We start from the raw sequence: 26,301 nt of genomic DNA, 5'->3' as shown, positions 1-26,301 counted from the left end.
CGCCAGCAGGCCAAAAAAAACCCGCCTTAGCGGGTTTTTTATTGTCAGCGTTTTACACTTTCTTCGCTTTTTTCTCTGCTTTCACCGGCTGCTCGGCAATTGCTTCTGCTACTGAAGCAAAAGGTTCGTCATACGGACGACCGTAGAAGCTGTCGAGCATAACCTGTTTCAGTTCAGCAATCAGCGGATAGCGTGGGTTAGCACCGGTACACTGGTCATCAAAGGCATCCTCAGCCAGCTTATCCACTTTGGCCAGGAAATCTGCCTCCTGCACGCCTGCTTCGCGAATCGATTTTGGAATGCCCAACTGCGCTTTCAGCTCTTCAATCCAAGCCAGTAACCGCTCAATTTTTTGGGCGGTGCGGTCGCCAGGCTGAACCAGACCCAGATGCTCGGCGATTTCTGCGTAGCGACGACGCGCCTGCGGACGGTCGTACTGGCTAAAGGCAGTCTGCTTAGTTGGATTGTCGTTCGCGTTATAGCGGATGACGTTACAAATCAGCAGCGCGTTCGATAAACCGTGCGGAATGTGGAATTCAGAGCCCAGCTTATGCGCCATGGAGTGGCAGACCCCAAGGAAGGCGTTGGCAAAGGCGATACCGGCGATAGTCGCAGCATTGTGTACGCGTTCACGGGCAACCGGATTGCTCGCGCCGTCACGATAGCTGGCTGGCAGGTTCTCTTTCAGCAGCTTCAGTGCCTGCAATGCCTGACCGTCTGAATATTCATTTGCCAGTACAGAAACGTAGGCTTCCAGTGAATGGGTTACCGCGTCAATGCCGCCAAAAGCGCAGAGAGACTTCGGCATGTTCATCACCAGATTTGCATCGACGATAGCCATATCCGGCGTCAGCGCATAGTCTGCCAGCGGATATTTCTGACCGGTGGCGTCATCAGTTACTACCGCGAACGGTGTCACTTCTGAACCGGTACCGGAAGTGGTGGTAATCGCCACCATTTTGGCTTTGACGCCCATTTTCGGGAATTTGTAGATGCGTTTACGAATGTCCATAAAGCGCAGCGCCAGCTCTTCGAAATGGGTTTCCGGATGCTCGTACATTACCCACATGATTTTAGCCGCATCCATCGGCGAACCACCGCCCAGGGCGATAATCACATCCGGTTTGAATGAGTGCATCTGCTCAGCGCCTTTACGCACCACGCTCAGGGTTGGATCCGCTTCCACTTCAAAGAACACTTCGGTTTCAATACCGTGACGTTTCAGAACGTTGATAATCTGGTCGGCATAACCGTTGTTAAACAGATAACGGTCGGTCACGATAAACGCGCGTTTCGCACCGTCTGTTGCCACTTCTTCCAGGGCAATCGGCAGTGAACCGCGACGGAAGTAAATAGATTTCGGCAGTTTGTGCCACAACATATTTTCTGCTCGCTTAGCCACGGTTTTCTTATTGATCAGATGTTTTGGACCGACGTTTTCAGAGATAGAGTTACCGCCCCATGAACCGCAACCCAGCGTCAGGGATGGTGCCAGTTTGAAGTTGTAGAGGTCGCCGATGCCGCCCTGAGAAGCAGGCGTATTGATCAGAATGCGCGCGGTTTTCATTTTGTCGCCAAAGTGGTGCACGCGCTGCAGTTGGTTATCCTGGTCAGTATAGAGGCAGGAGGTATGGCCGATGCCGCCCATTGCCACCAGTTTTTCCGCTTTCTCTACGGCATCTTCAAAGCTTTTGGCTCGATACATCGCCAGCGTTGGCGAGAGTTTTTCATGAGCGAACGGCTCGGACTCATCGACCAACACCACTTCACCAATCAGGATACGGGTATTGACCGGCACGCTGATTCCGGCCATTTCAGCAATTTTGACCGCTGACTGACCTACAATCGCCGCATTCAGGCCGCCATTTTTCAGAATAATATTCTGCACTGCTTTCAGCTCTGCGCCCTGCAGCAAATAGCCACCATGGCTGGCAAAACGTTCACGCACCGCATCATAAACGCTGTCGACCACGATGACGGATTGTTCAGAGGCGCAAATCACGCCGTTATCAAAGGTTTTTGACATCAGAATAGAGGCGACGGCACGCTTGATATCAGCGGTTTCATCAATTACCACCGGCGTGTTACCCGCACCTACGCCGATAGCCGGCTTGCCTGAACTGTAGGCCGCTTTCACCATACCCGGACCACCGGTTGCGAGGATCAGGTTGATATCGGGATGGTGCATCAGCTGATTGGAGAGTTCGACGGAAGGCGCATCGATCCAGCCAATAATGTCTTTAGGCGCTCCGGCAGCAATCGCGGCCTGCAGGACAATGTCCGCCGCCTTGTTGGTAGCGTTTTTCGCCCGTGGATGCGGAGAGAAAATAATGCCGTTACGAGTTTTAAGGCTGATAAGCGCCTTGAAGATTGCGGTGGACGTTGGGTTAGTTGTCGGTACAATCCCGCAGATCAAGCCGGTTGGCTCCGCGATGGTAATGGTACCGAAGGTGTCATCGCTTTCCAGAATGCCGCAGGTTTTTTCGTCTTTATAGGCGTTGTAAATATATTCAGAGGCAAAGTGGTTTTTAATCACTTTATCTTCAACGATGCCCATGCCAGATTCGGCAACCGCCATTTTTGCCAGCGGGATGCGGGCGTCGGCGGCGGCAAAGGCAGCAGCACGGAAGATTTTATCAACCTGCTCCTGCGTGAAGTTTGCGTACTCACGCTGTGCCTGTTTTACACGGGCAACCATTGCATTTAGTTCAGCAACATTAGTAACGGCCATAATGCTCTCCTGATAAAGGTAAACTCTTTTAGTTAAGGAGCATGTTTTTCGTTTGTCCGCCCTCTGTTGGCTGAGATAAACGAGAATTGCATTAAATAGTGCTTTATCATGCTTATTACTAAAAGTGTTTGGCTAAAATGCTGCCCTGAGCGCTTTACTATGAGTGTTTATCTGCTTTGTCTGATTAAAGATTACTCTTATCGGAGGCAGTGAATAATGATTTGGATCAATTTTTACGCATGCTGACACCATTCAGCTTGTTAAGGATCAAGTATTGACAGAGTTACTTTATAAAGGCAGAAAACCGGTGGCCTCGGGCTGGCTGCCTGTCAGGGGGTTAAACGTATTTAGCACAGTGATTTACCGGCTCAGGAGCGCGCAATGAATCCGGCTATTCTTGATTTATCAGGCTACATAAAATTTTTTGTCGGTCTTTTTGCCCTGGTGAATCCAGTGGGCATCATTCCAGTTTTTATCAGCATGACCAGCTATCAGGCGGTCGCCGAGCGTAATAAAACCAATTTTACCGCCAACCTGGCGGTAGCGATTATTCTCTGGAGTTCGCTGTTTTTAGGTGACGCCATCCTGCGTCTGTTTGGCATTTCGATCGATTCATTCCGTATCGCTGGTGGCATTCTGGTGGTGACCATTGCCATGTCGATGATCAGCGGTAAATTGGGTGAGGATAAACAGAACAAGCAGGAGAAATCAGAAACCGCGATTCGTGAAAGCATCGGCGTGGTACCACTGGCGCTACCGTTAATGGCCGGTCCGGGTGCCATCAGCTCTACCATTGTCTGGAGTACGCGCTATCACAGCTGGATAAACCTGCTGGGCTTCAGCCTGGCTATCGCCTTATTTGCGGGCTGTTGCTGGTTGCTTTTCCGTGCCGCGCCGCTGATGGCACGCGTACTGGGACAAACCGGCATTAACGTCATTACCCGTATTATGGGCTTGCTGCTAATGGCGTTAGGCATCGAATTTGTGGTGACCGGATTGCGTGCGCTATTTCCTGGCCTGGTGAATTAAATAACGCCCTGAATGCTCAGCATTTAACCAACCCAATCACAGCTTATTTCGCAATGATAATGGCCCGCCGCACTTAATTAGTGCAGCGGGCCATTTTTATGTTCCATTAAGGTGCAATTATTCACGCGGCTTAACAGGAGCAACAGCCCATAAGTTTTATTTCTTAAAAATAAACCCGGCAAAATAGCGTGAAAAAATGTGATTTTTCTAACATTAAATAATGCTGGTTAAAATTTAAGAAGCAGTGAGACCCGCCTGAAATGCAATTAATAGTAGGCGATCGTGCTACAAAAAAGGCATTTGGAACGAATTGCGTTGCCGCGAACGGCGAGTTTCGTCATTCCGCTGATGCAGAGAGGGAATGTCCGGTAAAGTACTATTTTTCATTAAGTTAGCTATTATTTTTTAGCGAAAATTAATACTTTGCACACCAGAATAAAAATGTTAAAAGAGAAATAGGTAACATTTTTGTTATTTACTCTTAGCGCACGTCGTTTCCTTCTGATAGCTTGCCTGCATTCAGAATTTTTTGCGCTTACCGGCAAAATGAGAACGAAATTTGCTAGTAGCCAGTAAGGTCATCTAATTGAGGTTGGTTAACGTTTAATGAATGAGCTCTCCCTTACTCGCATAGGCACGGCTGTCGCAGGCATTCTGTTCTCATTTACTGTCTGTGCTGCTGAGGTCCCTGCGGGAACCTCTCTCGCTACACAGCAAAATATCGTTATTAACAACGGCACGGAAGTTTCCTCGCTGGATCCGCAAAAAGTCGAAGGCGTACCGGAATCCAACGTGATTCTTAATCTGCTGGAAGGGCTGGTTTCAACTGACAATAATGGCCATGTTGTGCCTGGCGTGGCCACATCCTGGCAGCAGAAGGGCACAGAGTGGATCTTCACCCTGCGTGACGATGCCAAATGGAGCGACGGCACGCCGGTGACCGCTGAGGACTTTGTTTATAGCTGGCGTCGCCTGGTCGATCCCAAAACCGCATCCCCTTACGCCAGCTATGCGCAATATGCGCACATTGCCAACGTTGATGAGATTATCAGCGGCAAAAAATCCCCCGATACCTTAGGCGTGAAAGCGCTGGATGCGCATCGTTTGCAGGTCACGCTGAGTGAGCCGGTGCCTTATCTGCTATCGATGCTGACCCACACCGCCATGCGCCCGGTCAACGCTCGGGTCATCGCGCGCTGGGGCGATAAATGGACGCAGCCGGATCACTATGTCGGCAATGGCGCCTATACGCTGAGCGAGTGGGTGGTGAATGAAAAAATCGTGCTTAAGCGTAATCCGCACTATTGGAACAACGCGCATACGGTGATTGAGCAGGGCACATTTTTACCCATCGCCTCCGAAAACAGCGATATCAACCGTTATCGTGCCGGCGGTATCGATATGACCAACAGTGCGGTGCCGCCGGAGCTTTATGGCCGACTGAAGAAAGAGCTGGGCGGTGAGATGCGCGTCAGCCCTTATCTCTGCACCTTTTATTACGAAATCAATAATCAGCGCGCGCCCTTTAACGATGCGCGCGTGCGCAGCGCCATCAAGCTGACGCTTGATCGTGACATCATCGCGCAGAAAATCATGGGGCAGGGACAAATCCCGGCTTACGGCCTGACGCCACCGTTTACCGACGGTGCTAAGCTCACGCCACCGGCCTGGTTTGGCTGGACGCAGCAGCAACGTAACGACGAAGCGAAAAAGCTGTTGGCTGAAGCGGGCTATAACGCCGGGCACCCGTTGCAATTTACTCTGCTCTACAACACCTCCGATCAGAATAAAAAGCAGGCGATTGCGGCGGCGTCAATGTGGCAGAAAAATCTTGGTGCGAAAGTCACCCTGCAAAATCAGGAGTGGAAAACGCTGCTGACCACGCGTCATGAAGGGCAGTACGACGTGGTACGCGCCACCTGGTGCTCTGACTATAACGAGCCGTCAACCTTCCTGAATATGCTGCTGTCGAACTCGTCGACCAACACCGCGTTCTATCGCAGCCCGGCGTTCGACGCCATTATGGCGAAAACCCTGGCGGCATCCGACAGCGATGCACGGGCAGCGCTTTATCAGCAGGCGGAAGCGCAGCTGGATAAGGATTCAGCCATCGTGCCGGTCTACTATCGCGTCAGCGTACGGCTGGTGAAGCCGTGGGTGGGTGGGTTTACCGGTAAAGATCCGCAGGACTACACCGATCTGAAATACTACTTTATCAGGAATCATTGAGCGCAGGCATTATCCGGCGGTACAGCCGGGCGCGCCTGAGTCACGATAAGACCATTACGGGTCACGGCGTTAGCGGCTGACGTTCCTCACCGTGAAGCGCCTTCCGGAAAACGGAAAAACGCTGAGCAGACTGGCTCAGCGATGATAAAAAACACTGGAGTGTAATAATGACCAACATCACAAAGAAAAGCCTTGTTGCTATTGGTGTTTTCACCGCGCTCAGCGCAATGAGCAGCAACATCGTTATGGCGGCAACCGTTCCTGCCGGCACCGAACTGGCTCCGAAACAAGAGCTGGTGAAAGGCAACGGTGCGGAACTGCAGTCACTCGATCCGCATAAAATCGAGGGCGTACCCGAATCCAACGCCAACCGCGACGTGCTGGAAGGGCTGATCATCAGTGACGTGCAGGGGCATCCGATTCCTGGCGTGGCAGAGAGCTGGGACAATAAAGATGGCAAAGTGTGGACCTTCCACCTGCGCAAAGATGCTAAATGGTCAAATGGCGAACCGCTGACGGCGCAGGACTTTGTCTACAGCTGGCAGCGCCTGGCCGATCCTAAAACCGCGTCTCCGTATGCCAGCTACCTGCAATATGGTCACCTGCTCAACGTGGATGACATTATCTCCGGTAAGAAAAAACCCGATCAGCTCGGTGTGAAGGCGCTTGATGAACATACGCTTGAAGTCACGCTGAGCGAACCGGTACCGTACTTCTTTAAGCTGCTGATCCATCCTTCCATGTCACCGGTGAATAAAGCCGCCATTGAGAAGTTTGGCGATAAGTGGACGCAGCCAGAAAACTGGGTCGGCAACGGCGCATTTAAGCTGTCGCAGTGGGTGGTGAATGAGCGTCTGGTGCTGGTGCGCAACACCAATTATTGGGACAACGTCAATACCAAACTGGATAAAGTGACTTTCCTGCCGATCTCTTCTGAAGTCACCGATGTTAACCGCTATCGCAGCGGCGGCAGCGATATGACCTACAACAACATGCCAATTGAGCTGTTCCAGAAGCTGAAGAAAGAGATCCCGACCGAGGTACACGTCGATCCTTACCTCTGTACTTACTATTACGAAATCAATAACCAGAAGCCGCCATTTAACGATCCGCGCGTCCGTGCTGCCCTTAAGCTGGGTGTCGATCGCGATATCATCGTTAACAAAGTGAAAAACCAGGGCGATCTGCCAGCCTACGGTTATACACCGCCTTACACCGACGGCATCAAGTTAACGCCACCGGAGTGGTTTACCTGGTCACAGGAAAAGCGCAACGAAGAGGCGAAGAAGCTGTTGGCTGAAGCGGGTTATACCGCGGATAAACCGCTGACTTTCGATCTGCTGTACAACACTTCTGACCTGCACAAGAAGCTGGCTATCGCCGTGGCGTCGATCTGGAAGAAAAACCTCGGCGTCAACGTCAAGCTGGAAAACCAGGAGTGGAAAACCTTCCTCGACACGCGTCATCAGGGCAACTTTGACGTGGCGCGTGCTGGCTGGTGTGCGGATTACAACGAACCGACCACCTTCCTGAACACCATGCTGTCAGACAGCAGCAACAACACCGCGCACTATAAGAGCCCGGCGTTCGATAAGATCATGGGTGAGACACTGAAGGCGCCGGATGATGCAAAACGCAGCGCGCTTTACGCGCAGGCAGAGCAAATTCTGGATAAAGATTCGGTGATCGTGCCGGTTTATTATTACGTCAACGCGCGCCTGGTGAAACCTTATGTCGGCGGTTATACCGGCAAAGATCCGCTGGACAACGTTTACGACAAAAACCTTTATATCATTAAGCACTGATGACAGTTTGAGAGGCGGAATTTTCCGCCTCTGATAAGGCAATGTGGATCCGCTCCTGCGGGGGCGGAACTGGCAGCACGTGGGTACAGGCAATGTTAAAATTCATCTTTCGTCGCTGTCTTGAAGCGATTCCAACGCTCTTTATTCTGATCACTATCTCCTTCTTTATGATGCGCTTAGCACCCGGTAGCCCGTTTACCGGCGAACGAACGCTGGCCCCGGAAGTAATGGCCAACATCGAAGCGAAATATCATCTGAACGATCCGATGATCAAACAGTACGGCAACTATCTGTTGCAACTGGCGCACGGTGATTTAGGGCCGTCGTTTAAGTACAAAGATTACAGCGTCAATGATCTGGTCGCCGGTGCGTTTCCGGTTTCGATCAAGCTTGGCCTGGCGGCGTTCCTGCTGGCGCTGGTGCTGGGTGTTACCGCGGGCGTGGTCGCGGCGCTGAAGCAAAATACCAAATGGGATTATGCGGTGATGGGCGTGGCGATGACCGGCGTGGTTATCCCCAGCTTTGTCGTTGCGCCGTTGCTGGTGCTGGTGTTTGCGATTCTGCTGCGCTGGCTTCCGGGCGGCGGCTGGAACGGCGGGGCGCTGAAATTTATGATTTTGCCAATGGTGGCGTTGTCGCTGGCTTACATTGCCAGTATTGCGCGTATCATGCGTGGCTCGATGATTGAAATCCTGCATTCCAACTTCATCCGTACCGCGCGCGCTAAAGGGCTGCCGATGCGCCGCATTATTCTGCGTCACGCGCTGAAGCCTGCGCTGCTGCCGGTGCTCTCCTATTTGGGTCCCGCTTTTGTCGGCATTATCACCGGTTCAATGGTCATTGAAACCATTTACGGATTACCTGGCATTGGCCAGCTGTTCGTCAATGGCGCGCTGAACCGCGACTATTCGCTGGTGCTCAGCCTAACCATTCTGGTGGGGGCGCTCACCATTCTGTTTAACGCGATTGTTGATGTGTTATACGCCGTTATCGATCCTAAAATTCGTTATTAAGCGAGGCTCGCCGTGATGTTGACTAAAAAAAATAGCGAGGCTCTCGACACATTCAGTGAAAAACTGGAAGTAGAAGGCCGTAGCTTGTGGCAGGATGCCCGCCGTCGTTTTATCCACAACAAGGCGGCGCTGGCCAGCCTGTTTGTGCTGCTGTTAATCGCGTTGTTCGTGACGATTGCACCGATGGTGGCGCAGTTCACCTACGATGACACCGACTGGGCGATGATGTCTGCGCCGCCGGACACCGTTTCCGGCCACTGGTTTGGTACCGACTCCTCCGGCCGCGATTTGCTGGTGCGCGTCGCCATTGGCGGTCGTATTTCGCTGATGGTGGGCGTCTCTGCCGCGCTGGTGGCGGTGGTGCTCGGCACGCTGTACGGATCACTGGCGGGTTATCTGGGCGGAAAAACCGATTCGGTGATGATGCGCCTGCTGGAGATCCTCAACTCCTTTCCGTTCATGTTCTTCGTTATCCTGCTGGTGACCTTCTTTGGTCAGAACATCCTGCTGATCTTTGTGGCGATCGGCATGGTGTCGTGGCTGGATATGGCGCGTATCGTACGTGGTCAGACCTTGAGCCTGAAGCGCAAAGAGTTTATCGAAGCTGCGCACGTGGGCGGCGTGTCCACCATGAAAATCGTTACCCGCCACATCGTGCCGAACGTGCTTGGCGTGGTGGTGGTTTACGCTTCGCTGCTGGTGCCGAGCATGATCCTGTTTGAATCTTTTCTCAGCTTTCTGGGGTTGGGTACGCAGGAGCCGTTAAGTAGCTGGGGCGCGCTGCTCAGCGATGGCGCTAACTCGATGGAAGTGTCGCCGTGGCTGCTGCTGTTTCCGGCAGGTTTTCTGGTGATTACGCTGTTCTGCTTTAACTTTATCGGCGATGGCTTGCGTGATGCCCTCGACCCGAAAGATCGCTAAGGAGTTCCCGATGAGTACGATTGAAATGCAGCCAGCAACGGTGCAGAGCGCGGGAAGCGATCTGTTATTAGACGTAAAAGATCTGCGCGTGACCTTTAGCACGGCAGATGGTGATGTTACCGCGGTGAACGACCTCAATTTTAACCTGCGCGCCGGTGAGACGCTGGGTATCGTGGGTGAGTCCGGTTCCGGGAAATCACAGACCGCCTTTGCCCTGATGGGATTGCTGGCCAACAACGGCCGCATCGGCGGCTCAGCGCGCTTTAACGGCCGTGAAATCCTTAACCTGCCGGAGCACGAGCTGAACAAGCTGCGCGCCGAGCAGATTGCGATGATTTTTCAGGATCCGATGACCTCGCTGAACCCGTATATGCGCGTTGGCGAGCAGTTGATGGAAGTTTTGCAGTTGCATAAAGGCATGAGTAACAGTCAGGCGTTTGAAGAGTCGGTGCGCATGCTGGACGCGGTGAAAATGCCGGAAGCGCGGAAACGCATGAAAATGTTTCCGCATGAATTTTCAGGCGGGATGCGCCAGCGCGTGATGATCGCCATGGCGCTGCTGTGTCGGCCAAAACTGCTGATTGCCGATGAGCCGACCACGGCGCTGGATGTGACTGTACAGGCGCAGATCATGACGCTGCTGAATGAGCTTAAGCATGAGTTCAATACGGCGATCATCATGATCACCCACGATCTCGGCGTGGTGGCCGGTATCTGCGATAAAGTGCTGGTGATGTATGCCGGGCGTACTATGGAATATGGTCAGGCACGCGACGTTTTTTATCGTCCGGCGCATCCATATGCCATTGGTCTGCTCAACGCGGTGCCGCGTCTGGATGCTGAAGGGGAATCCCTGATGACCATTCCGGGCAACCCGCCGAACCTGCTGCGCTTGCCGTCAGGTTGTCCGTTCCAGCCACGTTGTCCTTATGCCATGGAAATCTGCTCCAGCCCGCCACCGCTGGAAGCCTTTGGCGAAGGCCGCCTGCGCGCCTGCTTTAAGCCGGTTGAGGAGTTAGTATGAGTGATGTTGCCGAGAAAAAAGTCCTGCTTGAAGTAGCCGATCTGAAGGTCCACTTTGATATTAAAGATGGCCGCCAGTGGTTCTGGCAGCCTTCTAAAACCCTGAAGGCGGTCGATGGCGTTAGCCTGCGTTTGTACGAAGGCGAAACGCTGGGCGTGGTGGGCGAATCAGGCTGCGGTAAATCGACGCTGGCGCGTGCCATCATCGGCCTGGTTAAAGCCACCGATGGCCGCGTTGCCTGGCTGGGACGTAACCTGCTGGGGCAGAGCGAAGAGGAGTGGCGCCGCGCACGCAGCGATATCCAGATGATTTTCCAGGATCCGCTTGCTTCGCTCAATCCACGCATGAACATCGGCGATATCATCGCTGAGCCATTGCGCACCTATCATCCAGAAATGCCGCGCCAGGAAGTCAAAGAGCGCGTCAAAAACATGATGATGAAGGTCGGCCTGCTGCCTAACCTGATCAACCGCTACCCGCATGAGTTTTCCGGCGGTCAGTGCCAGCGTATTGGTATCGCGCGTGCGCTGATTCTGGAACCTAAGCTGATCATCTGTGATGAGCCGGTATCCGCACTGGATGTTTCTATTCAGGCGCAGGTGGTTAATCTGCTGCAGAAATTGCAGCGTGAAATGGGGCTGTCGCTGATCTTTATCGCGCACGATTTGGCGGTGGTAAAACACATTTCCGATCGTGTGCTGGTGATGTATCTCGGACACGCGGTGGAATTAGGCACCTACGATTCGGTGTACAACAATCCACAGCATCCCTATACCAAAGCGTTGATGTCCGCAGTGCCGATTCCCGATCCGGATCTGGAGAAGAACAAAGTCATTCAGCTGCTGGAAGGGGAACTGCCGTCGCCGATTAATCCGCCGTCGGGCTGCGTCTTCCGCACCCGCTGTCCGATTGCCGGTCCGGAGTGCGCGAAAACCCGTCCGCTGCTGGAAGGCAGCTTCCGCCATGCGGTCTCCTGCCTGAAAGTCGATCCGCTGTAATAAAAAAGGCCGGATAATTTCCGGCCTTTTTTATCGTCTTATTCCCGCCACAAAATATGGCAGAGCTTGTGATCTTTTTCCCGGCACAGCAGCACGCGGGCAAAAATATCGTTGATCGGTTCGCCATCAGCATCACCCAGACCAATCACGACTTCTGAAAAGAAATCGGGATTGACGTCAAAATCAACATGCTCATGCCAGTCTTCTGATGGATCAAATAACTCCGCGCCGCCGCGCTCTTCAAACTGTAGATTGAAGAGAATAATGTCTGCCGGATCGAGGTTATCGCCTGCCAGCTCAAGAAAAATATCGTAAGCCTGTTCCAGTGTTTCATCTTCAGTAAGACGATTATTGAGGTCCATAATATGTCCTGTTTGCCCGCGGGCAGTTTGCAATTTCGCTCGTTTTACAGCAAAGGGCTGAAGAAGTAAAACAGTCGTTCCACAATGCGCTGCCACCAGGCGCGCTGCGACCAGCGGCGCGCATCCAACAGGCGGGAACGGGCAATATAATCATCCTGAACGTGGGACAAATCGCCGCCAAAACCGGCATCATCGATCACCAGCGTGATCTCAAAGTTTAGCCACAGGCTGCGCATATCCAGGTTAACCGTGCCGATTAAACTGAGCTGACCGTCGACCAGTACGCTTTTGGTGTGCAGCAGGCCGCTTTCAAACTGATATATTTTCACGCCCGCTTCCAGCAGTTCAGTGAAGAAGGCGCGGCTGGCCCAGCCGACCAGCAGGGAATCGTTGTGACGCGGCACGATAATGCTGACGTCGACGCCGCGCAGGGCGGCGGTGCAAATAGCATGCAGCAGATCGTCGCTGGGCACAAAGTAGGGCGTGGTCATGATCAGCTGCTCACGCGCGGAATAAACCGCGGTCAGCAGCGCCTGATGAATCATATCTTCCGGGAAGCCGGGCCCGGAGGCGATCACCTGAATAGTATGGCCGCTCTCCTGTTCAAACGGCATGATATTGCCGTCCGGCGCCGGGGGCAAAATGCGCTTGCCGGTCTCAATCTCCCAGTCGCAGGCGTAGACAATGCCCATGGTGGTGGCGATCGGGCCTTCCATACGCGCCATCAAATCAACCCATTGGCCGACACCGGCATCCTGCTTGAAGAAGCGCGGATCAACCAGGTTCATGCTGCCGGTATAGGCGATGTAATTGTCGATCAGCACCACTTTGCGATGCTGACGCAGATCCATACGGCGCAGAAATACGCGCAGCAGGCTTACCTGTAACGCTTCAACCACGTCCACGCCGGCATTGCGCATCATGGCGGCCATCGGGCTGCGGAAAAAGGTCACGCTGCCGGCAGAGTCCAGCATCAGTCGACAATGCACGCCGCGCCGCGACGCCGCCATCAGCGATTCAGCAACCTCGTCGGCCAAACCGCCGGGATGCCAGATGTAAAACACCATCTCAATATTATGCCGGGCGAGCTGAATATCACGAATTAGCGCCGCCATGGTCTCTTCCGCGCTGGTCAGCAGCTGCAGCTGATTGCCGCGCACCCCGGCGACGCCCTGGCGATTTTCACACAGCTGAAACAGCGAACGCGCCACGTCGCTGTATTCGGTCGCGAAAATATGGTGGCTCTGCTTGAGCTCAGACAGCCATTTGGCGGTGGAGGGCCACATGGTCCGCGCGCGCTCGGCGCGACGCTTACCCAGGTGCAGTTCGCCAAATGAGAGATAGGCGATGATGCCCACCAGCGGCAGGATAAAGATAATCAGCAGCCAGGCCATCGCCGAGGTGACCGCCCGGCGCTTCATTAAAATGCGCAATGTCACACCGGCAATCAGCAACCAATAGCCAAACAGCAGTAACCAGCTAACAAAAGTAAAAAAAGTGGACATTACGTGGACATCCCGTTCGCGCATTGATGTGAGAAGTTTACGTGCAGATTGCGGGTTAAGGAACCCTTTGGCGGCAATGACTACGATAACAGATCCGATCTGGTTACGACGAAGAAAGGTCTATACTGCGCCGCGTATTAAATCGCGGAGAAAGTCAGATGAGAAGAAGCAGGAATGAAGTGGCGCGCTGGAGAATGATGCGGCAGGTGCAACGGCGGCGTGCGCGCTGGGTTGAAGGGCAATCGCGGCGCTATGGCCGGATTCATGCGGTTCGTCATCAGCTGGCGCAACAGCAGCGACGCTCCATTCTGTTTATCTCACAGCATCATTAATAATCAGGGCGCCGAAGCGCCCTGAATTACATCACACGTTTAAATGGCTTCACCGCCACCTGTTTATAGACGCCCGCCGCCACATAAGGGTCATCCTGCGCCCAGGATTGCGCCGCTTCCAGCGATGAAAATTCAGCAATAATCACCGAGCCGGTAAAGCCCGCGGCACCTGGATCGTTGCTGTCCACTGCGGGCAGCGGGCCTGCGGCGATCACGCGGCCTTCGTCCTGCAGCAGCTGCAGGCGTGCCAGATGCGCCGGGCGAACCGCCGTGCGTTTTTCCAGTGAATCAGCGGTATCTTCGGCATAAATTACATAGAGCACAGAGTGACTCCTGTCGGATCAAATGATGTGGCTGACACGGTAAGTCATCGTGATCGAGAGTGCAATTGAAAGATAAATTTGCCGCTGCGAAAGCGCCGTTGCCGGGCACGAAACGCTTTTATGGCCGCGATGGCCTAATGTTATTGAAACTGATTGCTATTTGCATTTAAAATTATCGCCTCACTCTATCAACCAGATTGTTATGACGACGCTGACTTCGACATTACCCAAACGACTTTCTCTTCCGGTATTGCTCTCCGTTGCGCTTCACGGCTCGGTGATTGCAGGCTTGCTCTATGCATCTTTTCACCAGGTTATTGAAGTGCCTAAAGCGTCTCAACCGATCAGTGTCACGATGGTCGCGCCGGAAGTTCAGCCGATGCCGGCGCCAGCGCCTGCCGTACAGCAGCCGCCTGAACCCGTTGCCGAGCCGCAACCTGAGCCGGAGCCCGTGCCGGAACCTGCACCCGAGCCGCCAAAACCCGAGCCGGTGCCGATTCCAAAACCCGAGCCAAAGCCTAAACCCAAGCCTAAGCCCAAACCGGTTAAGCACGAGGCGGTAAAGCCAAAGCAGCCGGTTAAGCCTGCGGAGCCGCGTGCTGCATCGCCGTTTGATCAGAAGGCACCAACCACGCAGAGCAAGCCGCAAACGGCACCTAAACCGTCACCAGCGCCGTCGCAAAGCGTGGCAACAGGCCCACAGGCGCTGAGCGTCAGCAAACCGGCTTATCCGGCGCGTGCGTTTGCCTTGCGGGTCGAAGGAAAAGTACGCGTGCAGTTTGATGTCGACAGCGATGGCCGCGTGGACAACATTCGTATCCTTTCGGCTGAGCCGCGCAATATGTTTGAGCGTGAAGTGAAGCAGGCGATGAAAAAGTGGCGCTATCAGAGCGGCAAACCCGGGCAGAACATGACCATGAATATTGTGTTCCGGATCAACGGCGGGGCGAGCGTCGAGTAACGCAGAGGGGCGGCATTGCCGCCCCGGTTTCAGGCAGGATCGGTTTCAGCCGTAAAGTGGCTTTTATCCGCCGGTAACGGACGCGATTTGCCCGCCTCGTCCACGGCAACATAGATGAACACCGCTTCGGTAGCACAGTAGGTCTGGCCAATGGGTTCAGAAGAGACCTTCTTGATCCACACTTCCACGTTGATGGTGATGGAACTGCTGCCGGTGCGTAAACAGGTCGCGTGGCAGCTCACCACATCACCCACGGCGACCGGCTTAAGAAAGCTCATGCCGTCCACCCGCACCGTTACCACACGACCTTCAGCGATCTCCTTCGCCATGATCGCGCCGCCCATATCCATCTGCGCCATCAGCCAGCCGCCAAAAATATCGCCATTGGCATTGGTATCAGCTGGCATCGCCAGGGTGCGCATAACCATCTCACCCTGCGGCATTTTATGCTCTCTGTTCATGATTCACTCTTCAGATAAGGCGGGCTTCCGGTTGTGTCGGAAGCCGCAATTATTTTTGTTCCTGCGGCATCAGGCGGTAGATATAAACACCGCTCAGCAGGGTGAACAGCAGGGTCAAACCCGTCAGGCCAAAGACTTTAAAATTAACCCATACTTCCTGCGGCAGCCAGAACGCGACATAAATATTGGCAACGCCACAGGCGAGAAAGAAAATTGCCCAGGCAACGTTCAACCGACGCCAGGCGTGGGTGGGTAACTGCAGCTCTTTGCCCAGCATGGTCTGAATCAGAGGCTTCTGCATAAAGAACTGGCTGAACAGCAGCGCCAGCGCAAACAGGCTGTAGATCACCGTCACCTTCCACTTGATGAACTCATCGTTGTGGAATACCAGCGTCAGAGTGCCAAACACCGCGACCAGCACAAAGGTCACGATGGTCATTTTTTCAACTTTACGGAACAGGATCCAGCTGGCCACCAGAGCCAGGCCGGTGGCGACGATCAGTGCGCCCGAGGCGACAAAGATGTCGTACATTTTGTAAAAGACAAAAAACACCACCAGCGGAAGGAAATCGAGTAACTGCTTCATAGCGCGTCCAGAGTAGGGGCGGCGCAGCGGGCGCCGCCTGTGCATTAACGTACCAGCATATAGAGACGGTACAGATAGATAACCAGCAGGGCGGAAACCAGATTGCCCAGCGCGTTCAGCACCACCGCTGAGACATTAGCAGGCAGCAGCGTCAGCGTGGAAAAGAAGAGCATGATGGCGACTTTTGCCAGCAGCCATAACATGATGGCCGGCGCGATGAGCTTCACGTTGCGCCACGCCAGCTTGCTGCTGGCCTTGAGTGAGCCAAACACGCCCAGCTTATCGTTGGCCAGCATAACCGGCGCCAGCGAAAAGAGAATCGCCAGAATGACCCCCGGCACAAATACCGCCATGAATCCCAGCTGTACCAGCAGGGTGATCAGAAAGGTCTGCAGCAGCAGCTTAGGCAGCAGCGGCGCCGCCGTGCCGATGGCGCGCAGCGCACTGACGCGCTTCTGTGACGATGCCATTGGAATCAGACACAGCATGCCGCCAAGCAGCAGCGTGTTACCAATCAACGACGCAAAGGTACCGGCAGCCGAGGTGCGCAACAGCACGCTTTGCTGTTCAGGAGACATATTCTGCACCATTTCAAACAGCGAACTGGCGCTGTCGCTGCTGCCTTCAGCCAGCAGGGAAAGCTGCTCGGCGTTGGGCGTCAGGGCGTGACCGACGATCACCGTAATGAATGAGGTCAGCAGGGCCATCAGCACGATGGTCACCAGCTGATCGCGGAAAAAATTTCCTGTGTCACGGTATAGCGAACCCGCCGTGATAGACATGTACTCTCCTTGGAAAAACCGGGTTAATTAACCCGGCGATTGTACATGGTCTGAGGGAATGCTGGCACCCCGACTTACATAACTTTCCGCAAATGTGAAAAGCCGCTGCGGTCTGCGCCCGCGATAATCGGTTCTCCGCTGGCTATCAGCAGAATAATGCGCACAACAGGGGTTTACCGGACCTCAGGGTGATGGCGTTTTTGATCCAGATCAAATCATTGTTTTTTAAGCAGAATAGAAGACGTTCTCCGCATGATCTTTGCCCGTTTTCATTGTAAAAAAGAGGCCGCTGAAAACACGGGTGCATCGTCTGGGCGGTGGCCCGCTTCCCGAAGAGAAAACAGGAGTGGTTATGAAACTGGCAGCCCTTGCATTGGCTATGGTGGCGGCAATGCCGATTGTCGCGAGTGCACATCAGGAAGGTGATTTTTTTATGCGCGCAGGCAGCGCAACCGTAAGGCCAACCGAGGGTTCTGATAACGTCATGGGGCTGGGCTCGTTTGACGTCGATAACAATACGCAGCTTGGCCTGACCTTTACCTGGATGGCCACCGATAATATTGGTGTTGAGCTGCTGGCCGCCACGCCGTTTCGTCATAAGGTCGGCTTAGCCGCTACCGGCACGCTGGCTACCGTTCGTCAGCTGCCGCCGACGTTGATGGCGCAATACTACTTCTTTGACAGCGCCAGCAAGCTGCGTCCATATGTCGGCGCCGGTATTAACTACACCACGTTTTATGACGCTGATTTTAATCAGACCGGACGTGATGCCGGGCTCAGCGATTTAAGCGTCAAAGATTCCTGGGGTATGGCGGGTCAGGCGGGGCTGGATTACAAGGTCGATGATAACTGGATGATCAACGCCTCTGTCTGGTACATGGACATCGATACGGAAGTGAAATTCAAGGCCAACGGACAGCAGCAGAACATCAATATGCGCATCGACCCGTGGGTATTTTTCTTTGGCGTCGGTTACCGCTTCTGAACATAAAAAAACCGGGCCGCAGGGCCCGGTTGATCAATAAACTTATTTAACCTGCATGTTGTTCACAACAGATTTCACGCCTGGTACGCTACGGGTCACTTCTACCGCGTGACGCGCCATCTGTGGCGAGGAAACAAAACCGCTCAGCTGCACACGGCCTTTAAAGGTTTCAACGTTGATTTCGCGTGATTTCAGCGCGTCATCGCCCAGCAGCTGGGTTTTAACTTTGGTGGTTACCACGGTGTCATCGATATAACCGCCAGTGCCTTCTTTGGTTGGTGTTGGGGCACAGGCACTTAACGTTAATGCCACTACTGCTGCCATTGCTGCGCTTGCCAGGACTTTAACCATCTTCATTATTTTATCTCCCTGTCGTAATCATTGGTCACGCTTCACCGGGCGGTGAATACGTCATAAGTGTGGTTCAGGATTGGCGGAACTACAAATGGCGAAAGAAAATAAAAGAGAGGGGAAAGAGTGCCTTATCCAGCGATAAGGCACAGATTATTATTGACGCGTGGCTGCCTTCAGGTTGCTGACAAACTGCTGCAGTTCAGCCAGCATCACATCCGGCGTGGCATGATGTTTTTCGATGATTTTTACGATAGCCGAGCCGGAGATCGCACCTGCGGCACCCAGCGCAATCGCCTCTTTGACCTGCGAAGGTTCAGAAATACCAAATCCCTGCAGAGAAGGCGCCGCATTGTACTCTTTCAGCTTATCGACCAGATGCTTCAACGGCAGCTGAGCGCGATTTTCTGCGCCGGTGACGCCCGCTCGCGACAGCAGATAGGTGTAGCCGCGGCCGTGCGAGGCGATTTCACGCAGCAAATCGTCATCAGCATTCGGCGGACAGATAAATATTGGCGCCACGTTGTGCTTCATCGCTGCTTCGCGGAAAGGCGCAGACTGTTCCACCGGCACGTCGGCCACCAGAACGGAATCGACACCCACTTCCGCACAGCGGGCATAAAAACTGTCAACGCCGTTGGTGAATACCAGGTTGGCGTACATCAGCAGGCCGATTGGCAGATCGGGATACTTCTGCCTTACTGTGGCCAGCATCTCGAAGCAGCGCGCTGGCGTGGTGCCGGAAGCGAAGGCGCGCAGCGTGGCATTCTGAATGGTTGGGCCATCAGCCAGCGGATCGGAGAAGGGAATGCCCAGCTCCAGCGCATCGGCACCGCCCGCGACCAGCGCGTCGATAATCTGCAGCGACAGTTCCGGAGAGGGATCGCCGAGGGTAACAAAGGGCACAAAGGCGCCTTCCTTGCGTTCGGCAAGGCGGTTAAACAGTTGCTGATAACGCTCCATCAGATTTCTCCCTGCGCGGTCAGAATGTCGTGAACGGTGAAGATGTCTTTATCACCGCGGCCGGAGAGATTAACCACCAGCAGCTGCTCTTTCTCCGGTTCGGCATGTATCATTTTCAGCGCATGTGCCAGCGCATGCGACGATTCCAGCGCCGGAATAATCCCTTCTGAGCGGCAAAGTAGCTTGAACGCGTCCAGCGCTTCGGTATCGGTGATCGAAACGTAGTCTGCGCGACCAATACTGTTGAGGTGCGCGTGCTGCGGTCCTACCGACGGAAAGTCCAGGCCGGCTGAAATCGAATAAGACTCTTCGATCTGACCATCTTCGGTCTGCATCATCGGCGCTTTCATGCCGAAATAGATGCCGGTACGGCCATGCTTGAGCGGCGCGCCGTGCTCACCGCTTTCAATGCCGTGTCCGCCGGGCTCAATGCCGATCAGCTTAACCTCGGTATCGTCGATGAAATCGGCAAACATACCGATGGCATTGGAACCACCGCCCACGCAGGCCAGCAGCGCATCAGGCAGACGGCCCTCTTTTTCCAGAATCTGCGCTTTGGTCTCTTCGCCGATCATGCGTTGGAATTCGCGCACGATGGTCGGGAAAGGATGCGGACCAGCGGCGGTGCCGAGCATGTAATGTGACGTTTCATAGCTGCCGGACCAGTCGCGCAGCGCTTCGTTACAGGCATCTTTCAGCGTGGCGGAACCGCTGTGTACCGGAATAACTTCCGCGCCCATCAGCCGCATACGGAAAACGTTAGGCGACTGACGTTCAATATCTTTCGCGCCCATATAAATGCGGCACTTCAGGCCGAGCAGTGCGCAGGCCAGCGCTGATGCCACGCCGTGCTGACCGGCGCCGGTCTCTGCGATGATCTCTTTTTTGCCCATGCGCTTCGCTAACAGCGCCTGACCCAGCACCTGGTTAGTTTTGTGCGCGCCGCCGTGCAGCAGATCTTCACGTTTCAGATAGAGGCGGGTTTTGGTGCCTTTGGTCAGGTTCTGACAGAGCGTCAGCGCGGTAGGGCGACCGGCATAGTTTTTCAGCAGATCGGTGAACTCCGCCTGAAACGCAGGATCCTGCTGCGCCTCAACAAACGCCGCTTCAAGCTGATTGAGCGCCGGCATAAGAATTTGTGGTACGAACATGCCGCCGTACTCACCAAACCATGGATTTAAAAGCGTCATTATGTCTCCCTTTCTCAGTTCGGGGCGATCGCCGCCGCCCCGATGAATCAGTAGGCGCGCAGTGTTTGAAACACGGCGGCAAGTTTGCTGTGATCTTTGATGCCGGGTGCGCTTTCAACGCCGGAGTTAAAGTCCAGGCCGGCACAGCCCAACTGGGCGGCAGAGACCGCATTGTCGGCGGCCAGTCCGCCTGCCAACAGAACGTTGTCCAGCTTTTCACCCTGCAGCAGATTCCAGTCGAAGCGTTGACCGCTGCCGCCGGCGCCGTTATCCAGCACGTAGCGATCGACGTGCGGCCAGTCACGCGCAGGCAAGGTCTCTTTGACGCTAAACGCCTTCCAGATCTGCGTGCTGGCGGGCAGCATATCGCGCAGGGCAGCCACAAAGTCACGATCTTCATCACCGTGCAGCTGCACCGCAGCAAGGCCCAGCTCGCAGGCCACCTGCGCCACTTCTTCAACGGGCGCATTGCGGAATACGCCAACATATTTCAGCGGCGCCGCGGCAATCACGCGCGCAGCCTGGCTGACATCAATCTGGCGCGGTGAACCCGCGGCAAAAATCAGGCCACCGAAAATGGCGCCGGCCGCATGCGCGGTTTGCGCATCTTCCGTCCGGGTCAGGCCGCACACTTTGTTTTCGCCGGTCAGCACGCGGCGCACGGCGGCGTGCAGATCCTGTTCTGCCATCAGCGCTGAGCCGATCAGAAAACCGTTGGCAAAGTTGCTCAGCTCACGGATCTGCGCATAGGTATTGATGCCCGATTCGCTGATCACCGTTACACCATGAGAAAGGCGCGGCGCCAGTTCGCGGGTGCGATTGAGATCGATCGACAGATCGCGCAGATCGCGATTATTGATGCCCACCACTTTTGCTTCCAGTGCAATCGCGCGCTCCAGCTCTTCTTCATTGCTTACTTCGGTCAGCACGCCCATGTTCAGGCTGTGCGCCACGGCGGCAAGCTGGCGATACTCGTCATCATTCAGCACCGACAGCATCAGCAGAATGGCATCGGCCTGATAGTGACGCGCCAGATAAATCTGGTAAGGATCAATGATGAAGTCTTTGCACAGCACCGGTTGCGTCAGCGCGGCGCTCACCACCGGCAGGAAATCAAAGCTGCCCTGGAAATATTTTTCGTCGGTTAAGACCGACACGGCAGAGGCGTAATGACGGTAGACGTCAGCAATGGCGGCAGGATCGAAATCCTCGCGGATAACGCCTTTGGAAGGCGATGCTTTTTTGCATTCCAGAATAAATACGGTGCGCGTGCCCTTAAGCGCTTCATAAAAGTGGCGCGTGGCGGGGGTGATCGCATTCTGGAACGAGGCTAAAGGCTGTTGTGCCCGACGTGCATTGACCCAAATGGCCTTATCCTGCACGATTTTTGTCAGTACGGTGTCCTGCATGATTAACCTCTCCTGGCTGCCAGCGCGGTAACACGCTCATAAGGTTGGCCGCTACGGATAACAGCCAGCGCACGCTGAGCGTTTTCGCGCAGGTCTTCATGTCCAAAAACTTTTAAAAGCATCGCGACGTTAACGGCGACGGCTTCCTCGTGTGCGAGGTCGCCATTACCCTGAAGTAAACGTGTGAGAATGTCACGATTTTCTTCCGGCGTGCCGCCTGCCAGCGCATCCTGGCTGTGCATGCTGCAGCCAAAGTCTTCCGGCGAGAGCTGATAGCTGGTGATTTCACCTTCGCGCAGCTCTGCTACTAAGGTTGCGCTGTGCACTGCCACTTCATCCATGCCGCCACCGTGTACCACCGCCGCGCGATGATAGCCGAGAACGCGCAACGTCTGTGCAATCGGCAGCACCAGTTCCGGGCTGTAAACACCGATCACCGCCAGCGGCGGACGAGCCGGGTTGATCAACGGGCCAAGTACGTTAAACAGCGTCCGCGTTTTCAGCTGCTGACGTACCGGCATCGCATGACGGAAGCCACTGTGATACTGCGGCGCAAACAAAAAACAGACGTTGAGATCGTCCAGCGCCTGGCGCGCCTGCTCAGCAGGCAAATCCAGGCTGATGCCAAACGCGGCCAGCAGGTCGGAGGAGCCGGATTTGCTGGACACGCTGCGGTTGCCATGTTTCGCCACCTTCAGGCCACAGGCAGCGGCAACAAAGGCGCTGGCGGTGGAAATATTGATACTGTTGCTGCCGTCGCCGCCGGTGCCAACGATATCCGCAAAAGCGTAATCGGGACGGGGAAAAGGTTTGGCATCCGCCAGCAGCGCTGACGCCGCACCGGCGATTTCTTCCGGCCTTTCGCCGCGCACCTTCATGGCAACCAGCGCACCTGCCAGCTGAGTAGGCTCCAGCTGACCACTGATAATCGCGCTAAACAGCTGGTGGCTCTCATCCTGAGTAAGGGTTTGCGCCTGGTAAAGCTTCTCCAGTAAGTTTTGCATGTGCTTCTCCTTGTTACGCCAGTGCCCAGGCTAAAGTCTGTTCCAGCAGGGTTGCGCCGTGCGTGGTCAATATCGATTCCGGGTGGAACTGGAAGCCGCAGACGCGATCGCCTTCATGACGCACCGCCATCACCATGCCGTTAAAGGTGGCATTCACCGTGAGTTCCTGTGGCGTGTTGCTGCCAACCAGCGAGTGATAACGCGCCACTGGCAGCGGATTAGGTAGCCCGACAAACATGGCGCTGTCGTCATGGGTCACGGCAGAGGCTTTGCCATGCAGAATTTCGCCCGCCTGGCCAACATGGCCGCCATAGGCTTCGACAATCGCCTGATGACCGAGGCAGATACCGATAATTGGCAGTTCGCCGCGCAGGCGTTGTAGAAGCTCAGGCATGCAGCCCGCGTCTGCCGGTGCGCCGGGACCAGGCGACAGCATCAGTATTGGATTTTCCATGTGCTGCAGACGTTCAATTAACGTTTCTGCCGGCACGCTGTTGCGATAAATCACCACGTTATGGCCGAAGGTGCGTAACTGGTCGACGAGGTTATAGGTAAAGGAGTCGATATTATCGAGCAGTAAGATATCGGCCATCAGAAGATCTCCTTGCAGTGATGGGCAGTAGCGATGGCGCGCAGCACGGCGCGTGCTTTATTACGGCTCTCATCGGCTTCCGCCTGCGGATTGGAGTCGAGCACCACGCCAGCGCCAGCCTGTACGGTGGCGATGCCATCTTCAACATAGGCGGAGCGAATCACGATACAGGTGTCGAGATCGCCACTGGCGGTAAAGTAGCCCACTGCGCCGCCGTAGCTGCCGCGTCGCGTGCCTTCAGCAGCAGCGATTAACTGCATGGCGCGAACTTTTGGTGCACCGCTCAGCGTGCCCATGTTCATACAGGCGCGATAGGCGTGCAGCACATCCAGATCGTTACGCAGCGTACCGACCACGCGTGAAACCAGATGCATAATAAAAGAGTAACGATCGACTTTAGTCAGGTCGGCAACATAGCGGCTGCCGGGTTCACAGATACGGGCCAGATCGTTGCGCGCCAGATCAACCAGCATCAGGTGTTCAGCCAGCTCTTTATGATCGGTACGCATTTCCAGCTCAATGCGGCTGTCGAGATCGCGATCGAGTGAACCATCGGCATGACGGCCCCGTGGGCGTGAACCGGCGATGGGGTAGATTTCAATCTGCCGCGACTGCGCGTCATATTTCAGTGAGCTTTCAGGCGAGGCGCCGAACAGCGTGAAGTCATTGTCCTGCATAAAGAACATGTACGGGCTTGGGTTGCTGCGCTTCAGTGTGTCATAAGCCGCCAGCGGAGAAGGGCAAGGCAGTGAGAAGCGGCGTGAGGGCACGACCTGAAAAATCTCACCCACGCGAATCGCCTGCTGCATATTGCGTACGACATCACAGTACGCTTCATCGCTCTGGCTGCAGTTCAGCGTCATGCTTTCCACCTGTTGCACCGGCAATGCGGGCGCCGGTTGCAGCATCTGTCCGTGCAGCTGCTCGATGCGGCCCTGCAAACGCTGAAACTCATGAGTAGACGGTGTAAACAGGCTCGCCTGTAAACGTGCGCTGCGGCTCTGATGGTCGATCACCAGTAGGGTTTCGGCCAGATAGAAGCAGAAATCCGGGCAGCGCTGGTGGTTATCCAGCGCGGGCAGGGACTCAAAGCCAGCTACCAGATCGTAGGCGAACAGGCCACCGAGCAGCATCGCTTCGCGCTCATCTTCTGGCGTATTCACTAACTGCGGCAGCAGGCGCAGGGCATCAAACACCGACAGCGACTGCAGACGTGAATCTTCATCCTGAACGTCCTCAACGGCGGGGAAACGCAGCTCACGGCCATCAGGGCGGGGCTGGTTGATGACGCTGGCAGGCAGCGCGGCATCCAGCAGCGGCAGCAGCGCGCGGCCATTTTCAGACAGCGCCTGAAGGGTGACCACGTTGTCCAGCGCGGTAATCCGCAGCGCGCTGTCGACGATCAGCAGGCTTTTTAAATTATGTTTGCTGTCAATATCCGCTGACTCAAGCAGCAGGCTTGCCGGACGTGCGCCGCATAACTGATGGAATACCGCGGCCGGATCTTCGCGATAAGGCGCATTCCCGGTAATCAACTTCACTGTAGGTTTCGCATTTGGCATGATGATTTCTCTGAATTTCACTCAAAAAAAAGCCCGCTTAAGCGGGCTGGGTGTCTGCACGGCAGTTACGCGAAATGTGCATGACGACGTCGCCCTGATTCGGGAGAAGCGCGCCACCAACCATTTAAAGACGTACCAAACTGAGCCATGATTAACACCCCATACGTGTGAACTTGTGTACTAGTTAACTGGTTCAGCGGAAAAATGTCAATACTCTTTTTCTCTGACGGCCAGCTTTGGTTATCATGTCAGTTGTTTGCCACGATTTCCGGAGTACCTTTGACCGCTTCAATCCCCAATAGCACCTTTCCTTTATACGATCTGCACAGCCATACCACCGCCTCCGATGGCCTGCTAAGCCCGGAAGCGCTGGTGCAACGTGCGGTGGACATGCGAGTAGGTGTGCTGGCGATCACCGATCACGATACCGTCGCCGGGGTCGTACCCGCTCGCGCAGCGGTTCAGCAGAGCGACCTGCCGTTGCATATCGTTGCTGGCGTTGAGGCGTCCACGCTGTGGGAGAATCATGAGATACACATTGTCGGGTTGGGCATGGATATCGCCCATCCTGCGCTGACCGCCTTTCTTGCCGGGCAGGCCAGCACGCGTTGGCAGCGGGCTGAACGTATTGCTGAGCGGCTGGAGAAGGCGCGCATACCGGATGCGCTTGCTGGCGCGCAGCGGCTGGCTCAGGGCGAAAATATCACCCGTGGCCATTTCGCCCGCTTTTTAATCGAGCAGGGAAAAGCGGAGAATATGGCGCAGGTGTTTAAAAATTATCTGGCCAGGGGCAAAACCGGTTACGTGCCGCCAGAGTGGTGTACAATGAAACAAGCCATTGATGCTATTCATCATTCGGGCGGCTGCGCGGTACTGGCGCACCCTGGCCGCTACGGACTTTCAGCAAAATGGCTTAAGCGTTTGATCGCCCAATTTACCCTGAGCGGCGGCGATGCGATGGAAGTCGCGCAGTGTCAGCAACCGCCCAATGAACGTAGCCAACTGGCGGTCTACGCCAGAGATCATAACCTGGCCGCTTCGCAAGGTTCCGATTTTCATCAACCTTGCCCGTGGATCGAGCTGGGTCGAAAACTGTGGTTGCCCGGTGGTGTGGAGCCAGTCTGGACGCGCCATCCACATATCACGCCACAGCTGGTCGATATGGCACAGTGACAAGAGGATA

23 protein-coding genes, 1 pseudogene and 1 other annotated feature are annotated in these 26,301 nt (G+C 54.8%); of the genes and pseudogenes, 11 read left to right on the top strand and 13 right to left on the bottom strand.

All coding sequences use genetic code 11. The features are described 5' to 3' along the window. Positions 1-52 precede the first annotated feature (52 nt). Positions 53-2,731, bottom strand: a complete 2,679-nt coding sequence (gene adhE / locus EM595_RS09805) for a bifunctional acetaldehyde-CoA/alcohol dehydrogenase (protein ID WP_067431075.1) — start codon at positions 2,729-2,731, stop codon at positions 53-55. Between the two features lie 381 nt (positions 2,732-3,112). On the opposite strand from adhE, the gene EM595_RS09800 reads away from it, so the two are divergent. The 7 genes from EM595_RS09800 (at position 3,113) to oppF (ending at position 11,750) form a co-directional block, all read left to right on the top strand. Beyond that, positions 3,113-3,760, top strand: coding sequence for a YchE family NAAT transporter (locus EM595_RS09800; RefSeq protein WP_067431071.1), 648 nt, complete (start codon positions 3,113-3,115; stop codon positions 3,758-3,760). 606 nt (positions 3,761-4,366) lie between these two features. Continuing rightward, positions 4,367-5,989 (top strand): ABC transporter substrate-binding protein, encoded by a 1,623-nt coding sequence (locus EM595_RS09795; protein WP_067431068.1) that lies wholly within the window; start codon positions 4,367-4,369, stop codon positions 5,987-5,989. Positions 5,990-6,156: 167 nt separating this feature from the next. Further along, complete coding sequence (gene oppA / locus EM595_RS09790; protein WP_067431065.1) at positions 6,157-7,794, top strand: oligopeptide ABC transporter substrate-binding protein OppA; 1,638 nt, start codon at positions 6,157-6,159, stop codon at positions 7,792-7,794. Between the two features lie 92 nt (positions 7,795-7,886). After that, positions 7,887-8,807, top strand: coding sequence for an oligopeptide ABC transporter permease OppB (gene oppB / locus EM595_RS09785; protein ID WP_067431062.1), 921 nt, complete (start codon positions 7,887-7,889; stop codon positions 8,805-8,807). Between the two features lie 12 nt (positions 8,808-8,819). Beyond that, positions 8,820-9,728 (top strand): oligopeptide ABC transporter permease OppC, encoded by a 909-nt coding sequence (oppC, locus tag EM595_RS09780; RefSeq protein ID WP_067431061.1) that lies wholly within the window; start codon positions 8,820-8,822, stop codon positions 9,726-9,728. A gap of 10 nt (positions 9,729-9,738) precedes the next feature. Further along, positions 9,739-10,752 carry an ABC transporter ATP-binding protein gene (oppD, locus tag EM595_RS09775; RefSeq protein WP_067431058.1) on the top strand — a complete coding sequence of 338 codons (1,014 nt, stop codon included), beginning with the start codon at positions 9,739-9,741 and terminating at the stop codon, positions 10,750-10,752. Next, on the top strand, positions 10,749-11,750 hold the full coding sequence (oppF, locus tag EM595_RS09770; RefSeq protein ID WP_067431055.1) for a murein tripeptide/oligopeptide ABC transporter ATP binding protein OppF: 1,002 nt from the start codon (positions 10,749-10,751) through the stop codon (positions 11,748-11,750). Before oppD ends, oppF begins: the two co-directional genes overlap by 4 nt. A gap of 38 nt (positions 11,751-11,788) precedes the next feature. On the opposite strand, the gene EM595_RS09765 is transcribed toward oppF, so the two are convergent. Together EM595_RS09765 and cls are read right to left on the bottom strand one after the other, a co-directional pair. Then, positions 11,789-12,112, bottom strand: a complete 324-nt coding sequence (locus tag EM595_RS09765) for an HI1450 family dsDNA-mimic protein (protein ID WP_067431051.1) — start codon at positions 12,110-12,112, stop codon at positions 11,789-11,791. Between the two features lie 44 nt (positions 12,113-12,156). After that, positions 12,157-13,617: a cardiolipin synthase gene (gene cls / locus EM595_RS09760; protein WP_067431048.1), complete on the bottom strand. Its 1,461-nt coding sequence runs from the start codon at positions 13,615-13,617 to the stop codon at positions 12,157-12,159. A 158-nt stretch (positions 13,618-13,775) separates the two neighbouring features. Here cls and EM595_RS21070 point away from each other — a divergent pair, with 158 nt between their 5' ends. Then, positions 13,776-13,949 carry a YciY family protein gene (locus EM595_RS21070; RefSeq protein WP_157883862.1) on the top strand — a complete coding sequence of 58 codons (174 nt, stop codon included), beginning with the start codon at positions 13,776-13,778 and terminating at the stop codon, positions 13,947-13,949. A 26-nt stretch (positions 13,950-13,975) separates the two neighbouring features. Here the strand turns inward: EM595_RS21070 and EM595_RS09755 are convergent, their stop codons facing one another. Continuing rightward, complete coding sequence (locus EM595_RS09755; protein WP_067431045.1) at positions 13,976-14,272, bottom strand: YciI family protein; 297 nt, start codon at positions 14,270-14,272, stop codon at positions 13,976-13,978. Between the two features lie 202 nt (positions 14,273-14,474). Between EM595_RS09755 and tonB the strand changes: the two genes are divergently transcribed. Next, a complete protein-coding gene (tonB, locus tag EM595_RS09750) occupies positions 14,475-15,233 on the top strand; it encodes a TonB system transport protein TonB (protein WP_173645368.1) in 759 nt (252 codons plus the stop codon). A gap of 29 nt (positions 15,234-15,262) precedes the next feature. On the opposite strand, the gene yciA is transcribed toward tonB, so the two are convergent. The 3 genes from yciA to EM595_RS09735 are packed head-to-tail and all read right to left on the bottom strand — an operon-like array spanning position 15,263 to position 17,062. Next, entirely contained in the window at positions 15,263-15,694 is a 432-nt protein-coding gene (gene yciA / locus EM595_RS09745; protein WP_067431043.1) for an acyl-CoA thioester hydrolase YciA, read from the bottom strand. 49 nt (positions 15,695-15,743) lie between these two features. Continuing rightward, a complete protein-coding gene (locus EM595_RS09740; RefSeq protein WP_067431041.1) occupies positions 15,744-16,280 on the bottom strand; it encodes a septation protein A in 537 nt (178 codons plus the stop codon). A gap of 44 nt (positions 16,281-16,324) precedes the next feature. Then, positions 16,325-17,062, bottom strand: a complete 738-nt coding sequence (locus EM595_RS09735; protein ID WP_067431039.1) for a YciC family protein — start codon at positions 17,060-17,062, stop codon at positions 16,325-16,327. Positions 17,063-17,414: 352 nt separating this feature from the next. Between EM595_RS09735 and ompW the strand changes: the two genes are divergently transcribed. Further along, positions 17,415-18,047, top strand: coding sequence for an outer membrane protein OmpW (gene ompW, locus EM595_RS09730; RefSeq protein WP_067431036.1), 633 nt, complete (start codon positions 17,415-17,417; stop codon positions 18,045-18,047). 42 nt (positions 18,048-18,089) lie between these two features. Here the strand turns inward: ompW and EM595_RS09725 are convergent, their stop codons facing one another. From EM595_RS09725 to EM595_RS09695, 6 genes and pseudogenes are all read right to left on the bottom strand, one after another. After that, the gene (locus tag EM595_RS09725; protein ID WP_067431034.1) at positions 18,090-18,404 is read right to left on the bottom strand and encodes a BON domain-containing protein; all 315 of its coding nucleotides are present in this window, start codon (positions 18,402-18,404) and stop codon (positions 18,090-18,092) included. Positions 18,405-18,554: 150 nt separating this feature from the next. Continuing rightward, positions 18,555-19,361 carry a tryptophan synthase subunit alpha gene (trpA, locus tag EM595_RS09720; protein WP_067431030.1) on the bottom strand — a complete coding sequence of 269 codons (807 nt, stop codon included), beginning with the start codon at positions 19,359-19,361 and terminating at the stop codon, positions 18,555-18,557. Further along, a complete protein-coding gene (trpB, locus tag EM595_RS09715; protein WP_067431027.1) occupies positions 19,361-20,554 on the bottom strand; it encodes a tryptophan synthase subunit beta in 1,194 nt (397 codons plus the stop codon). The genes trpA and trpB overlap by 1 nt, the downstream gene beginning before the upstream one ends. 44 nt (positions 20,555-20,598) lie before the next feature. Further along, positions 20,599-21,960, bottom strand: a complete 1,362-nt coding sequence (gene trpCF, locus EM595_RS09710; RefSeq protein ID WP_067431025.1) for a bifunctional indole-3-glycerol-phosphate synthase TrpC/phosphoribosylanthranilate isomerase TrpF — start codon at positions 21,958-21,960, stop codon at positions 20,599-20,601. 2 nt (positions 21,961-21,962) lie between these two features. Then, positions 21,963-23,556: pseudogene (trpD, locus tag EM595_RS21360) on the bottom strand (bifunctional anthranilate synthase glutamate amidotransferase component TrpG/anthranilate phosphoribosyltransferase TrpD). Then, the gene (locus EM595_RS09695) at positions 23,556-25,118 is read right to left on the bottom strand and encodes an anthranilate synthase component 1 (protein ID WP_067431020.1); all 1,563 of its coding nucleotides are present in this window, start codon (positions 25,116-25,118) and stop codon (positions 23,556-23,558) included. The pseudogene trpD and the gene EM595_RS09695 overlap by 1 nt, the downstream one beginning before the upstream one ends. A 23-nt stretch (positions 25,119-25,141) precedes the next feature. After that, positions 25,142-25,243: a sequence feature (Trp leader region), on the bottom strand. A gap of 154 nt (positions 25,244-25,397) precedes the next feature. Here EM595_RS09695 and rnm point away from each other — a divergent pair. Beyond that, positions 25,398-26,291 carry an RNase RNM gene (gene rnm, locus EM595_RS09690; RefSeq protein WP_067431016.1) on the top strand — a complete coding sequence of 298 codons (894 nt, stop codon included), beginning with the start codon at positions 25,398-25,400 and terminating at the stop codon, positions 26,289-26,291. Positions 26,292-26,301 lie beyond the last annotated feature (10 nt).

Source organism: Duffyella gerundensis (genome assembly GCF_001517405.1).
Taxonomy (GTDB): Bacteria; Pseudomonadota; Gammaproteobacteria; order Enterobacterales; family Enterobacteriaceae; genus Duffyella; species Duffyella gerundensis.
Note: the sequence above shows the minus strand (reverse complement) of the source record. Positions and strands in the feature narration are given on the sequence as shown.